Raw genomic sequence first — 14,156 nt, forward strand, 5'->3', positions numbered from 1 at the left:
CCGGCGATGTTATCATCCGTTACTTTTCACCACCAGCTCGCGGTTGTCAAGGCGCAGGAGAAAGAAAGCGGCAGCGGCGACAAGAAGCTCATTAGCAGGAATCGAGAGCCATATACCAAGGTCACCTAAAAATCGAGGGAGGATGAGAACGAAAATATTAATGATCACCACGCCTCGAAGAATAGCGATAAGGGCCGAATGTCCAGCCTTTCCCAGGGCGGTAAAAAATGCAGTGGTGACGATATTGAAGCCGTTGAGCAAGAAGGAAAATGAGACAATCAGCAAACCGGTGCTTGCGACCGTAAGAAAGCGCGGGTTATCGACATTGTACAGACGCGGCAAAAGAGAGGAAGCGGCGGCGCAGGCAGCAAACGAAAGGATGCCCACAATGAAGGCGGCATACACGGCAATTCGGAAAAAGCGTTTAACGGAGAGGATATCTTTCGCACCATAGGCACGCCCAACCAGAGGGGCAAGGCCCTGAATGATCCCGGTTAGGACCATCCCCTGAAGCATAATGATATAGCCGGCCACCGTATACGCGGCAACGCCGTCGACACCTATGCGCCGAAGGAGCACCGCATTGAAAATGAAGGTGGTTATGGAGACGGAAAACTGCCCGATCATTTCCGAAGAACCGTTGTACAGCAACATAACGATTTCCCGCATCCGGCAACGAGGGACCACAAGACGAAACAGTGATCGTCCGGAAAGGAAGTAAAAGAGCCCGCACAGGAAGGGAAGAAGAAGTGCAATCCCGGTGGCAAGGGCGGCCCCCCGCATTCCCCAGCCGTATACCACAATAAACAGGTAGTCGAGCAGCAGATTGAGACAGTTACCTGCCAGAGAAAAAAAGAGGGAGAGAACCGGTTTCCCCTCCGTCCGCAAAAAGATGGAAAATCCGATATTGATGGTCATAAAGATGTAAAAGTAAAGCAGGACTCCCAGATAATCACGGCCGAATGGGCGCAGCTCACCTTCAAGATTGAGGAAGGTAAGGAGCTCGTCAAAAAAGAATCCGGCCAACAACATAACGAGAAATATCGATATCGTTCCCAAGGTAAAGGTTATCGAGAAAATCCGGCTGGCCTCCTCGAAATCACCTCTTCCGAGATTATGAGTTGCAGGAACCATTCCCCCCACATAGATCATGATCGAAATCCCCAAAAGCAGATAGAGAAAGGGAACGACGAGATTAGTGGTGGCAAGTCCCCGGCTTCCTACGAACCGTCCAATGAATAGTCCGTCGACCACGATGATAAAGGATGAGAGAAACATTCCCAGTACAGCAGGCAAGGCATAGGCAAGAAACTGTCTCACCGGCTGCTTTTGAGACAAGAGTAACTGATCCATGGAATCCTCCTTTTTCGTTTCCTGAAAAAGAGGATAGGAGCTCTTACATTTTATTACTTCTGAATTTGTGCGCAGGCCGTACGGGAACACAAAGATCAACATCAAAGAGCCCCGCCTCGTCGGTGCCTGCCGAATAGTAACGCTCAAAAATAAAGCCTTGCCCTACCGTATATCCGTGATAGGGCATCCAGACTCCGACAAGATCGTTGAAAGCAATCAAAAGCCGCTCATGTCCCCCGCGATAGCGGTAACAGGCATGCAGACCTCCGGGCATCGCGAGGGTACCCGGCCCATAGGCATCAGGCAGTTCAAAAGCGGGGTTATAGACACAGGAACGGGAATCGGTGATGAGGGGATCGTCGAAGGAAATCCCGATAAACGATGGAGAGGAAAGCCGGCGAAGATAGGATCCCATGCTCTCGCAAAAGCGACACCAGACCTCTCCAAGGCGGGAATAAGGGCCGATGAATTTTCTGGTGACAATGCGGGTGGACGGCAGCACACGAAGAGAAATCCGGGAGTCCAGGAAGGAAAGCAGGGCATCGTCAGGGGATTCCTGTCTTTTACGTATTTCATGGAGCTGCTCGGCATAGGGAACGGAAGCCCTGAAGGGCCGCTCATTCCGATAACGCATAGGAGAGGTGCCGAAATGATCGCGGAAGGCCGTGGCAAAATTCGAGGGACTGAATCCCGCTTCCAGGGCAATATCCGTTACCGTTGCCGATGGTTCTTTCAGTAAGCGGAATGCCCCCCGTTCGAGTCGTAATCTTTTGATGCAGGTATAAAGGCTTTCACCCGTTACCTGCCTGAACATGCGATTGAAGTAATACGGTGAAAAGCAGCAGGCATCCGCAACCCTCCCTACAGAGAGCTGTTCATCAAGATGGGTATAGATGAAATCAACAGCCTGGTGAATTATAGAAGGATCAAACATTTAATTTTGTTCATCATGTTCTATGCTAAGCGCCATATGGCTCTTCAATGTTTCAAAGTAGGGCCGATATCCCTTTCCTTTTTCAAAAGATAGCAATTTTAACTTTCTAAGAAATTCGATATCACGTAAAAATGTCCTATCAGACACTTTTCTATACAGGTTTTCTATTTCTTTGTTCGGGAAGGTCGATGTAGAAGGATCAAAGTATGTATCCATGGGTAAGGATAAAATCAATTCTCTCCGCCTCTTATTCATCGATGATAAGTCCTGTTTATTCTTTTTCAGATTCTTAAACACATCAAATATATGACTTTTCCATGAAACTACCAGCTGTGACTCCTGTATTTGTCCCAAAACAGCAACCAAGCCATCACGGAATCCCTGAAGCGCGTAAAAGAGAAAATCTGTTAGATTCTGAGTCTGCATAGCATGTTCTATCTGACGATAATACATGGTTCTCGTTTCATTATAATGATTTGATAGTATGTGCGATGCAATATCAGGAAGCCCAGCCCGCATGAGAATAAAAAATTCTACAAGCCTGGCCGTCCTTCCATTTCCATCAGAAAAAGGGTGTATCCAAGCAATATACAGGTGCGTAACTATGGCCTGAATGATTGCATCTTCGATTTTCTGGCTTTCACCAAATTGAAATTCCTTTTTTATCCACACACAAAGCTTATCAATAAGCTTTGGAACGCTCTCCGAAGATGGTGGCCGATTGTTGCCTACAATTACATTCCGCTTTCTGAAGGAGCCGGGAGTGGCATCAAAAGCCATTCCTATATTTCTACCTATCATTTCATGGAAACGCTTTAAAAGATTTGGCGTGATGTATTCAATGTGCTTATCAAACACCAATTGCCGTAAAACTGTATTCAGAGCTGTAATAACGTTACTTACTTCTTGTTTCTGATATTCTTTGGATGGCGGGACTTCCCCCCCTGATTGGATGTTCTCAATTTCTTCGTATGTAAGGGTGTTTCCTTCTATGGCAGTAGTAGCCTGTGCCCCCGTAATCAAAGCAACGGCCAATAGTTTCCTTCGATATTCAGGTAAGATAGGGGTGTTTGTTATCGAATGTATTACACCGATACTTTCACCTAATAAAAGGGCAATGTCCTTAGTGATAGTCCATCTCTCCTGAAAGCAGAGATGTTCATAATTATTATGATATTGGAGCATGGCGAAAAACTCCTTGTGTATTGTCATAATGATTATCTATTATTTTACACATGTCAAAGTAAAAATGTCGCAGATATCACATGTTTTTGTCAAGATAAATCACCATATAAATTAATATATTATAATAATATAAGTTTTATATGTATATTTATTTTTCAATAATATTGTCATAAACCACTATAGATTAACACTATCATATTGTCGTATCACACAACATAGGGTCTGGATAAAGAAAACCCCTTTCTTTTGCAGAAAGGGGTGCATCCTTCACTTTCGATTTCTGCCCTACTCGAACAGATCCTCTTCACATTCCGGCATCACGGATTTTAGGAAATCGACGGCCTTTACCACTCCCGCCATTGGAGACATGGTGAGATCTTCCTGCTCGATGCAGACGACTCCGTCGTAGCCGGACATCCGTACCACCACGAGAAACTCTTTCCACCATAAGGAATCATGACCGTAGCCAAGGGCTACATAGTTCCAGCTGCGATCGGAAAACTTATCGATGGGTTTGGTATCCAAAACCCCATGAGCGGTCACCATCCGGCGTTCGAGCCGAACATCCTTTGCATGCACATGATAAATCGATGTACCTAATACCCTTGCGGCTTCGATCGGATCCCCACCCATCCAGAAAAGATGGCTGGGATCAAGATTCATGCCGACCATATCGCCGACAGTATCGTGCAGTCTGAAAAAGCTTTCCACGTTATAGACAAGCTGGCAGCCATGGTTTTCAAGAGCAATACATTCAATGCCATGATCGGCGGCACGTTTGACATTCTCCCGCCAATAGGGAATGGCAACCTCGTTCCACTGCCAGTTCAGAATCTCCGTGGTAATCGGAGGCCAGGAAGTGGTAATCCAGTTCGGATTACTGTCGCCGGGCCCTCCGGGCAGACCCGACATCATGATGATCTTTTTTATGCCCCACGCCTCTGCAAGCTTATAGGTCTTCCGCACCACATCTTCATGCTGCTCACCCACCTCTCCCGGTGCAAGCTGATTTCCCGAACAATTCAGGGCAATGATATGCGCACCTGCCGCATGTACCTTTCCCAGGTACTCATCACGTTTATCCTTGCTCGAGACAAGGGCATCGAGATCAGCATGAGGAGCAGAGGACCAATTGCCCATGGGAAGTTCAAGCTTTTTCACCCCAAGGGAGGTAATGGTCTTCAGCATCTGCTCAAAGGGCTGAAAACCAAGCCCGTCCGTATTAAATCCTATCTTCATCTATTTCTCCCCCGTAATATTATCTTATATCAGGGTTACACCACCGGCAATAGTGTGTGTGACAGGAACATGAAAAGCTCCCACGGAAATCAGACGAGGAGCTTTTGATATCATGTATGGCTTTTTAGAGGCTGCAAATTTTATCTGTTATAGCAAATTAAGTTGCTGGCTAAACCAATACCGGGTTCAGCCAGCAATTCTTATATACGATTAGTTTATACCACTACTTCGCTTATTTTAACAGGACGATTTTCCCGAAGGGATTTTTTTGCTGCAATGGCAATATACACAGGCATTAAACCATCGAGGCCGGAGACTTCCGGATCCCTGTCGTTAATAATTGCATCAACAAAGCTTTGAGCCTCTGCAATAAAAGCATCATTATAACGCTCCAGAAAAAACCATGTAGGTTTTTCGCAGAACACTCCATCGGCAGTACTTATCATGGATGTATTTATCCGATCATTAAAATCCTGAACACAGCCTTTATCACAATGAACTTCGACGCGTTGATCATAACCATATCTAGCCGCTCTACTATTTTCTATAACACCTATTGCCCCATTTTCAAACTTAAGCATTATGATAGCCGTATCTACATCGTCATACTTTTTAAGACCTGGATCGATCATAATAGTACCGTAAGCTGCAACCTCAGAGACTTCGCTCCCCGATAAATAGCGAGCCATATCAAAATCATGAATCGTCATATCCATGAAAATGCCACCAGATGTTGCTACATACTCTATTGGTTGCGGTTCGGGATCTCTGGAAGTAACCTTTACAATATGAGGATGGCCCATCGCACCAGATGCTACGGTATCATGAACTTTTTTATGATTATGATCAAATCGGCGGACAAACCCTACTTGTAGTTTTACCCCAGAGGCCTCAACCGACGACAAAGCATGTTTTATTACACCAGCATCGGTATGAATCGGCTTTTCGCAGAAAATATGCTTACCGGCCTTTGAGGCCTCAAGAATCAGTTCGGCATGAGAAGCTGTCGAAGAACAGATAAAAACAGCATCAACATCAGAGTCCTGTATAAGCTTTACAGGGTCATCATAAATTTTCTTTATTCCTAGGCAGGACACCCAATCGCGGATCTCGTCATTCATCACAATGTCTGCAGCTGCTGTCACTTCAGCACCTCTTACCGATGCAACGAGATTATTACCGTGTAATCTTCCTATACGGCCCAAGCCGATCAGTCCTATTCGCACTGTTTTTGCCATATAACGCCACTCCTTTATGCATTTCCCTTTTTTCTTGTCTGCATGTCAAACCAAACAGCAGCTACTAAAATACTGCCTTTTACGATGTATTGCCAAAATGCATCCATATTCATCATGCTCATACCATTATCAATAGAAGCCATCACCAGGGCACCGAAAATAGCGCCTGCCACCTTACCAACGCCACCAGTCATGCTTGTTCCTCCAATGACAGCAGCGGCGATTGCATCAAGCTCAAGATTCATATTGGTAACAGTTATTGTTCCAGCATTAAGACGAGCGGCGAGAATTAAACCTGCTATTGCAACCATCATCCCATGGATGGTATATACGATAAGTAAATTTTTACTTACGTTGATTCCAGAATATTTTGCGGCATCCAGATTCCCTCCAATCGCATAGATACTGCGGCCAAAGACTGTTTTTTCCGCTACAATAGTCAAAAGAAATGAAATGATGAACATGATCAAGACCGGGACAGGCATTCCTCGATAACTATTCATGATATAAACGGCTACCAAGATACCGACAGCCGTTATTCCCCAACGAATAAGCATAGCCTGTAAAGGCTCAAACAGGGTTCCATGTTTTCGCTGACCAGAGCGCCGTTGAATTTCATTCATTAACAAAAAAAGAATTATGGCAATGCCGATAACAGTAGTTAATGTCTTACTTATGTATGCTTGTCCGAAATAGCGTAAAGAATCCTCCAAAGGAGCAATAGTTGCACCTTTGGATATTGCCAAAACCAAACCTTTAAATACCAACTGACCACCGAGTGTCACAATAAAGGGCGCCAGCCCGGCATAGGCAATAAGAGAACCCTGCAGAACAAATACCAGCATGCCCAGCAAAAGAGAAATAATAATAGTGGGCAGCGTACCCACACTATAAAAAACCTGTAAACCTGCCGCCGTACAACCAATAAAGCCAACTACAGCACCTGCAGAAAGATCAATTCCGCCGGTAACCATTACCAGGACCATGCTGCTTCCCATGATGGCCACAATAGTCATTTGTCTCATCAAATTGGACAGATTTCGGCTCGAGAGAAATGATGTACCAAGTGTTCTAAAACCATTACTGGTTAGATAAGAAAAGACAACCCATAGTATCACCAAAATGGCGACCATGGTAAAAGTACGCATGTCGATCTTTTTTTTAGAAAAATAGTGTTTCATTGAATCGTTCATATCTTTTACCTCCCTGCAACCGACGCCTGCAGCAGTTTTTCTTGTGTCGCTTCGGCAACATCAAATTCCCCAGTGATCTTTCCACCGGCCATAGTTAATATTCTGTCGCTCATTCCAAGTATTTCTTCCATTTCGGAAGAAATCATGATAACTACTACGCCTTTCTCTACCAGGTCATTCATGATTTTATAGATTTCATATTTTGCTCCGACATCGATTCCCCTGGTAGGTTCATCGAGGATAATTACTTTTGGATCACAAAATAAAGCTTTCGCGATGACAACTTTTTGCTGATTACCACCACTAAGCGTAGAAACTTTTACACTAATATTGGGAGCAACGATTCTGATGGTGTCCACATAATCTTTTGTATAAGCGACTTCTTTATCTGCATCTAAAATACCGGCTCTTGATACTTTTTTCAAAGCAGCAAGGGTAACATTTTCTTTTATATCCATTAAGAGATTAAGCCCTAATTTTTTGCGATCTTCACTAATGATTGCCAATCCATGCTTCAATGCATCTAATGGACTTTTAATTATTACGTCTTTATTGTCGATCCAGACTTCACCTTCACCTTTTTCACGAAAAGCACCGAACACGGATGTAAATAGTTCAGTACGTCCTGCACCCATAAGGCCACTTATACCAAGTATTTCTCCCCGATAAGCCTTCAAGTTTACATTATCGATCAATTTTCGCCCTGGGACATCGGGATTCTCAACAGAATAATTCTTAATTTCAAAAACCAGATCGCCTCTTTTATGAGGAACTCTCGGAAACATATTCGTCAGTTCACGACCGACCATTAATTTAATCATAGTCTCTTTATCAATATCCGATCGCTTTCTTGAATCGATGGTCTTTCCATCACGCAAGATGGTTATCTCATCGGCAATGCGCATTACTTCATCTAAACGATGAGATATATAAATACACGTCACACCTTTTGATCGCAGCCCGTCAATAATCCCGAGTAATACATCGACTTCTGATTCTGTAAGGGCAGAGGTTGGTTCATCCAGAATAAGAAGGCTAACGTCCTTCGCCAAAGCCTTTGCGATTTCCACCATTTGCTTTTGACCAATACCAAGATTCTTAACTTTTTCATCGGGACGTATAAGAATAGTATCTGTAGTGTTCATGCCGATCTGTTTAAGCAAAGATAAGGTTTCTGCATACATTGCATCAAAGTCAATAAAGCCATACCGAGTGGGCTTCTCATTGAGAAAAATATTCTCGGCAACACTCATTTCCGGAACTAAATTTAATTCCTGATGAATACAGGCAATACCGGCCCTTTCTACTTCCTTGATGCTAAAAAACTTTGCTTCATTCTCATGTATAAGCATTTTTCCGCTATAGGTATTATATGGGTACACTCCGCTGATAATCTTAATTAAAGTTGATTTCCCCGCACCATTCTCGCCAACCAGTGCATGAACGGTTCCCTCTGTCACTTTGAAATCAACCTTATCCAAAGCTTTTACGCCTGGAAATAATTTGGTGATCTTTCTCATTTCCAGTATATTTTTCTCTTGCACAGACCCTTTCCCCTTCATCCTGTATCGTCGAAAAACATACGTGCCTCCCTCAAAACAAGGAAGGCACACCTATAATCATTTATTCTAAAAGTATTTGCTATTTTTCAGGCCATTCACTTTTTGGTAGATTCTTATAAACTTCTTCCAGCGTATGAAATTTATCCCGCGCAATTAGAATGTCGTAAAGGTTATCCTTATCAATTGCAATAACATCTACAGAAAAGCTGTCGACCTGCTTATAGTTATTATCCAAAGTTGTCCATACCCCAAGCGAACTATCGATTGAGGATTGCGGATCCTTCCCTGTCGCAATCGCAACAGCAAGCTCCATAGCAGCACGATTTAATTTTGCAAGAGGTTTATACACAGTTCCTGTTTGCGTTCCTTCAACAATACGCTGGCAAGCAGCAAGATCTGCATCCTGGCCTGAAATTGGAACATTCAAACCCTGAGCAGCCAAAGCCTGTATAGCGCCCCCTGCTGTTCCATCATTGGAAGCAATAACAGCCTGTATGTCGTTATTCGTCAGCGTAAGACCATTCTCAACATTCTTTAGGGCCTCGTTCGGGTCCCAGCCTCGACACCATTGTTCGAGAACGATGTCAATATCCCCCCGGTCGATATAAGGCTGTAACACACTTTTCTGACCGGCCGCTACAAGATGCGCATTGTTATCTTCCGCAGCACCCTTGAGCCAAATAAAATTTCCTTTATCGACTTTGTTGATAACAAAATTTGCCTGTGTAACACCAACCTTAAAGGAGTCAAACGTCACGTAATAATCCAAGTCGCAATTTAATGCAAACCTATCATATGAAATAACTTTAATACCAGCATCGTGAGCAGAAGTTATGATAGGAGCAACGGCAGATGCATCCAGAGATTGTAAAATAAGAACATCAATCCCTTGATTTATAAGATTCTCGCATTGGGAAACTTGTTTTTGTGCATTATTCTCGGCAGATTGAACTAATAATTCAAAGCCATGTTCTTTTGCATACGATCTAAACATATCTATTTCACGTTGCCATCGCTCTTCCTGTGTATGCCCAACAGAGACACCAACTTTGATATTTTTAATATCCTTTGGTCCGGAAGAAGCAGCATCGCTTTCTTTTTCCGTACAGCCAAACAACAAAAATACTGTTAATACAAATGAACAAAACATTAATAAGTTTTTCCCGTTTCCTCTCTTTTGCATATACAAAACCCTCCAACCGTTTTTTGGGAAACAGCATAAGCCATTCCCTTTTACTACAAAAATCGTTGTGCTTTTTGAGATGCTGTTCGAATAACTTTTTCCGGATCAAGTTCCCAATACTCTGGACGGAACAACTCTACCGAGCATATCTCTTCGTAACCTTTTTTATGCAGTTTATCGCTGATTTTCGCTAATGGAATAATTCCGTCACCGGGGTACAGACGATGGCAGTGATCCAACACACCCAAAGGAAGATCTTCACAATCGTTAATGTGATAAACGAAAAGTTTATCCAACGGAACGTCATCAATTGAATCAATATTGGATAGTCGGTTATAGAGAAAAAGATTTATTGAATCCAAAGCAACGCCGACGTCGGGGCGATCCACTGCATGAACAATTTCCAAGGCCTGTTCAAGGCTACGTACACACCATCGCTTATCACCAATAGGCTCAAAAGCAAGCTTTACCTTGTAAGGCTTAGCAATATCCGCAAGCTTATTTAGGACCTCAACGCTGTCGCTATATACATCGTCTTTACTTTTTTTATGCATATCGTCTCCCATTGTAGGAACAACGATAAGATAAGGATTACCTATTGCTTGTGCAATTTCGCATCCAAAGGTAAAAAGCGAAATCAATGTATCCCATTGGTCGGCAGAACAAAAATTGATATTTTCTATCGAATTGAATGCATACGGTTTAAGACGGCTGGAACGAAAAAAAGATTGCAAGTCGGCAAGACTATTTTTTTCCAGATATTTTTTAAGCATGTCGAGTCGAAGTTCGATATACTTATATCCATACCTCTCACAAAGCACCAAGTCATTTTCAACCGTCGACCGCTTCATGCAAGTGGCTTCATTAAAACCCAGTTTCATTGGCTTTTTCCCTAATACGTGAATATTATGGGCACTTCCGCTTGGTAGATCGATGAGGAAGTGCCCCACCACAAAAAACTTTATTCGTCGAACGTCAGCATAACTTTGCGGGCGTTTGCCTTATCATGGCATGCGACATCAAAGGCTTTATGGATATCCTTAAAATTGAAATGATGTGTATTCAAAGCAGCAAAATCGTAATTGTCTTTAATGCGTGAAAGGAAACGAATGGTTCGGGGAAACCATTTGTCCGTCCCGCCGGAACCTGCAATCTTCAGCGTCTTCCAGATAGTCTTACCAATTTCGACAGGAACCTTGCGACCGATGGAGTGGCCTATTAATCCAACCCGTGCGCTGTGTCCCGCAATATCGAAGAGCGACGCTATGCCCTTATCGTTGCCGGATGCTTCAATAACCACAGACGGCCCACGGCCATTGGTCAGACGAAGTATTTCGTCAAGATAACCAGGTTTGGACGGATCCACCGTGTGATCCGCCCCGTATTTAAGAATCGTCTCCCGTCGAGAAGCAAGGGGATCGACGACAATGACTTGTGCGCCGGAAGTTCTACACACCATTGAGGCGGATAGACCGATAGGCCCGGCACCAATAATAACGCAGTCATCCGAGGCATCGGGATCACATCCATTTCCCCACACGCCCCAGTAGCCTACATTGAAGGTCTCGACCCACGCTCCCAGCTCATATGCCCAATCGTCTGGAATCACATGGGTATAGCACTCTTCAAGGATCATGTACTCGCCCATCCCCCCGGGAGAATCGGGCCGAAATCCCACCTCGCGCATATTCAGACAAGCAGAAGGCATTTTGCCGTCTTTACAGTTCGCACAGTTAAAGCAGGGAAGCACACAATCTCCGACAACCTTGTTGCCGACCTTTACACTGGTGACAGCGCTTCCTACCTCGGCAGCCTGCCCCGCCCATTCATGGCCTGGCGTGTAGGGGGCAATATCGTAACGTCCCTCTGCAGATTTTCCCTCGTAGCACTCAACATCAGATCCGCAGATACCACAGGCCTTGAGCTTGATGAGGATCTCGTTTGGTTTAAGGGGCGGCAGTTCCACCTCTTCGATCCTGAGATCTTCAGGCCCATGCAGAAAAGCTATATTGGCTTTCATTAACAACCCTCCTGAAAAGATTCTTATTTGTCTTTAGATTTCTCACGAAGCCCTTAATAGGCCTTAGTAGGTAAGCGTATAGATATGTCGGCCACCCTTTGTCGGTCCCTTGATTACGGCTTCGATATCTTCACGACTGCGCTGCGTGACCTTATCGATGGGAGGCAACTCTCCGGCCGGATATTTGGTAATGATGTCGTTTACCAGTTTTTCAAGGTAGTTAAGCGTGTGCTCGACCCCGGCACGGGCCTTCTCAGCATCCGCCATGGTCGGATCCCCGATGACCCCTTCCGGAGTACAGATACACTCCATACCAACACTGCCGAAAGCATTGTACCATTTAATTGGGCCGACCCCGTTTTCTGCAGAGTTATTAATATGCCCCGGCGGCAGCATGGGAGAAGGCTTGGTGACAACTGCATTCTCCTGTTTGCAAAGCTCGGGAAACAAGGCAAGGGCAAAAGACTGTTCAACCTCGTCGGCGTGGATAAAAGGAGTATCATACACCCCTCCCTGGTCCTTGGTCGCAAGATCGGTCAATCCTGTTTCGGGATTTTTGGCGGCATTCCAAAAGTGCACGTAAAGGACAATACCCGGTACCTGGAATTTCTTGCCGAATTTATGAATGGCAAGGGGAATAACATAATCCTGACCGTGGCCATTCACTACAATCATTTTCCGGAAACCGGTATTCCAGAATCCTGCAAACACGTAGCAAAGATAGTCGGCCAGTGTTTCCTCGGGAATCATGATCGTCCCGGGCATGCCTAGATGATGGTAGGGATGAGAACCATACCAAATAGGCTGTGCAACGGTACAACCGGTAGTCAGAGCGACCTGTTCGCAGAGCCTGGTATCGAGGTAGGTATCTTCACCATAAGGAGCGTTTGCTCCATGATTTTCCGTCGAACCTACCGGAATCAGGATTACGTCATTCTTTTCAAGACGTTCTTCCACATCTTTGTTCGTCATGTTCTGATAGTAGACACCGGTATTCTTTTCCATATGTCCACCCTTTGCCGGGATTTGCCATTTTGACATTACCTGTTACCTCCGTAATTCTTATAATTCATGCTGACTAATATTTTTCCGGAAATGCGGTCAGCAGCCTGATCAAGTCCAGTCTGAATATCTTCAAGGTGCACCCTGCCGGTTACCATTTTACGCATATCGATCCTGCCGCTTGCCATCAAAGCAATCACATCGCTATAGATTCCCTGCCCGGACTGCCCGTTGGAACCACTGATGCCACCGGCGTTAAACATGTAGGGATATAAATCGATACTTGTTTTTCCAAGAGAATGACCGATTTGAACCGTTTTCCCGCCAATGGCAAGTGCCCCAGCCATTACAGGATAGGTGGCATTCGTCGCCCCGGAACATTCGGCAAATAAGGCAATGCCTCTACCTTTAGTAAGATCCATCAGCACTTCCGAGGGATTCACTCCCTCTTTTCCCAATGCGATAGGGTCATAGACATAGTCGGCCCCGCACTCCTGAGCCAGTTTCCGCCTCTCTTCCGTGGTTTCAAAACAGATAAGCTTAGCAGCACCACTGGTTTTCATGAGTGAAATTGCGGCAAGGCCTATCGGTCCGGCACCAAAAACAACCACATGCCCTCCGGGACGAATGCCACCACCTCTCACAAATAAACCGTTGTAAGCAACCCCGGTAGGCTCAATCATGGCCCCCAATTCAAAGGCCGTCATTTTGTTTCCATAAAATTCCACTATGTCGTTCAGGAGGTAGCAGTATTTGGCCCTGACCACTGCATACTCTGCAAAACCGCCATCAAAGGTCAGGCCGGGCTCTTCAAGGTTTTTACATTGATTAAACATGCCCATTCGGCAGGCATCACATTCGCCGCACCAATTCATGGATTCGACACTGACCAAATCACCAAGCTTCAGCCTGTGAACAGCCGACCCCAGCTCAACGACTTCTCCGGAGAATTCATGCCCTGTAATGATCGGGTACTTGCTGTGCCCATCATACTTGGTGTACCCCTCTTCATCTTTAAGCAGCAGATGTGCGTCCGTCCCACAAATGCCGGCAGCCCCCACCTTGATTAAAACCTCATCGTCTTTAGGATGGGGATCGGGGCGATCGGTGACAGAACCTCGTATATTCTTCCAAACAGAATTTCCCCTTGCCGCACGCCTCGTACTTAACTCTCTTTCAGAAAGCTTGTATCCAGGCTTAGGCTCGAATTCCGCCTCAACATAAAATGCGCGCATGAATGCTCCTCC

Annotated in this window: 12 protein-coding genes; all 12 read right to left on the bottom strand. The window is 44.9% G+C overall.

The features are described from left to right. Positions 1-12: 12 nt before the first annotated feature. The 12 genes from F459_RS0114820 to iolM all read right to left on the bottom strand — a co-directional run bounded on the left by F459_RS0114820 (position 13) and on the right by iolM (position 14,144). Complete coding sequence (locus tag F459_RS0114820; protein WP_020613502.1) at positions 13-1,353, bottom strand: MATE family efflux transporter; 1,341 nt, start codon at positions 1,351-1,353, stop codon at positions 13-15. 43 nt (positions 1,354-1,396) lie between these two features. After that, on the bottom strand, positions 1,397-2,287 hold the full coding sequence (locus F459_RS0114825) for an AraC family transcriptional regulator (RefSeq protein WP_020613503.1): 891 nt from the start codon (positions 2,285-2,287) through the stop codon (positions 1,397-1,399). Next, a complete protein-coding gene (locus F459_RS22425) occupies positions 2,288-3,472 on the bottom strand; it encodes a Fic family protein (protein ID WP_020613504.1) in 1,185 nt (394 codons plus the stop codon). Between the two features lie 285 nt (positions 3,473-3,757). Further along, a complete protein-coding gene (locus F459_RS0114835) occupies positions 3,758-4,711 on the bottom strand; it encodes a sugar phosphate isomerase/epimerase family protein (protein WP_020613505.1) in 954 nt (317 codons plus the stop codon). Positions 4,712-4,926: 215 nt separating this feature from the next. After that, positions 4,927-5,949: an inositol 2-dehydrogenase gene (iolG, locus tag F459_RS0114840; RefSeq protein WP_020613506.1), complete on the bottom strand. Its 1,023-nt coding sequence runs from the start codon at positions 5,947-5,949 to the stop codon at positions 4,927-4,929. 14 nt (positions 5,950-5,963) lie between these two features. Beyond that, positions 5,964-7,142, bottom strand: a complete 1,179-nt coding sequence (locus F459_RS0114845) for a sugar ABC transporter permease (RefSeq protein ID WP_020613507.1) — start codon at positions 7,140-7,142, stop codon at positions 5,964-5,966. Between the two features lie 5 nt (positions 7,143-7,147). Further along, positions 7,148-8,686 (bottom strand): sugar ABC transporter ATP-binding protein, encoded by a 1,539-nt coding sequence (locus F459_RS0114850; protein ID WP_026295051.1) that lies wholly within the window; start codon positions 8,684-8,686, stop codon positions 7,148-7,150. 97 nt (positions 8,687-8,783) lie between these two features. Beyond that, entirely contained in the window at positions 8,784-9,887 is a 1,104-nt protein-coding gene (locus tag F459_RS0114855) for a sugar ABC transporter substrate-binding protein (protein ID WP_026295052.1), read from the bottom strand. A gap of 53 nt (positions 9,888-9,940) precedes the next feature. Then, positions 9,941-10,768: a sugar phosphate isomerase/epimerase family protein gene (locus tag F459_RS0114860; RefSeq protein ID WP_020613511.1), complete on the bottom strand. Its 828-nt coding sequence runs from the start codon at positions 10,766-10,768 to the stop codon at positions 9,941-9,943. Between the two features lie 80 nt (positions 10,769-10,848). Next, positions 10,849-11,907 (bottom strand): zinc-dependent alcohol dehydrogenase, encoded by a 1,059-nt coding sequence (locus tag F459_RS0114865; RefSeq protein WP_020613512.1) that lies wholly within the window; start codon positions 11,905-11,907, stop codon positions 10,849-10,851. 63 nt (positions 11,908-11,970) lie between these two features. Then, complete coding sequence (gene iolN, locus F459_RS0114870; protein WP_020613513.1) at positions 11,971-12,948, bottom strand: 3-dehydro-scyllo-inosose hydrolase; 978 nt, start codon at positions 12,946-12,948, stop codon at positions 11,971-11,973. Next, a complete protein-coding gene (gene iolM, locus F459_RS0114875) occupies positions 12,948-14,144 on the bottom strand; it encodes a scyllo-inosose 3-dehydrogenase (RefSeq protein WP_020613514.1) in 1,197 nt (398 codons plus the stop codon). The genes iolN and iolM overlap by 1 nt, the downstream gene beginning before the upstream one ends. Positions 14,145-14,156 lie beyond the last annotated feature (12 nt).

Source organism: Sediminispirochaeta bajacaliforniensis DSM 16054 (assembly GCF_000378205.1).
Classification (GTDB): Bacteria; Spirochaetota; Spirochaetia; order DSM-16054; family Sediminispirochaetaceae; genus Sediminispirochaeta; species Sediminispirochaeta bajacaliforniensis.

Coding starts and splice junctions, on each gene's coding strand:
- iolM (WP_020613514.1), bottom strand. CDS start 14,144: ATGCGCGCATTTTATGTTGAGGCGGAATTCGAGCCTAAGCCTGGATAC.
- F459_RS0114820 (WP_020613502.1), bottom strand. CDS start 1,353: ATGGATCAGTTACTCTTGTCTCAAAAGCAGCCGGTGAGACAGTTTCTT.
- F459_RS22425 (WP_020613504.1), bottom strand. CDS start 3,472: ATGCTCCAATATCATAATAATTATGAACATCTCTGCTTTCAGGAGAGA.
- F459_RS0114855 (WP_026295052.1), bottom strand. CDS start 9,887: ATGCAAAAGAGAGGAAACGGGAAAAACTTATTAATGTTTTGTTCATTT.
- F459_RS0114845 (WP_020613507.1), bottom strand. CDS start 7,142: ATGAACGATTCAATGAAACACTATTTTTCTAAAAAAAAGATCGACATG.
- F459_RS0114825 (WP_020613503.1), bottom strand. CDS start 2,287: ATGTTTGATCCTTCTATAATTCACCAGGCTGTTGATTTCATCTATACC.
- F459_RS0114860 (WP_020613511.1), bottom strand. CDS start 10,768: ATGAAACTGGGTTTTAATGAAGCCACTTGCATGAAGCGGTCGACGGTT.
- F459_RS0114835 (WP_020613505.1), bottom strand. CDS start 4,711: ATGAAGATAGGATTTAATACGGACGGGCTTGGTTTTCAGCCCTTTGAG.
- F459_RS0114865 (WP_020613512.1), bottom strand. CDS start 11,907: ATGAAAGCCAATATAGCTTTTCTGCATGGGCCTGAAGATCTCAGGATC.
- iolN (WP_020613513.1), bottom strand. CDS start 12,948: ATGTCAAAATGGCAAATCCCGGCAAAGGGTGGACATATGGAAAAGAAT.
- iolG (WP_020613506.1), bottom strand. CDS start 5,949: ATGGCAAAAACAGTGCGAATAGGACTGATCGGCTTGGGCCGTATAGGA.